Genomic DNA, 408 nt, shown 5'->3' on the forward strand with positions numbered 1-408 from the left:
AACGCCACACCGGCGGCGGCGGTGAGCGTGCCGGCCAGCACCACCGGGCCACGGCCGTAGCGGTCCGAAGCCGCACCGGCCACTGATGAAGACACGATGCCGAACACGTACGCGCTAAAGATCATGCCGATCTGGCTCTGGCTCAGGCCGTATTCCGCGCCGCCCAGGCGGAACCCGGCGTAGTTGTAGACGCTGACGAACACGCCCATCAACAGGAACGGGATCGAGAACAGCCACAACAACTGGCGGTTACGCAGATGCCCGCCCCAGGCGCGCAGGTGGTAGTGCAGGTTGACGCCGTGCCGGCGCACGAAGTGACGCGAGGGCGGCAGCAGCCACACGAACGCCACCGCGCACAGCAGGTCGAACACGCTCAACACTGCCAGCGCGGTACGCCAGTCGTAGTGG

1 protein-coding gene is annotated in these 408 nt (G+C 66.9%); it reads right to left on the minus strand.

Annotated features, from left to right (window positions below):
* Positions 1-408 (minus strand): MFS transporter (locus ACEWB7_RS18270; RefSeq protein ID WP_411581128.1); only part of this gene is annotated, 408 nt, incomplete at both ends.

It is taken from the genome of Acinetobacter sp. NIOH-H-8 (assembly GCF_046635365.1).
Taxonomy (GTDB): Bacteria; Pseudomonadota; Gammaproteobacteria; order Pseudomonadales; family Moraxellaceae; genus Acinetobacter.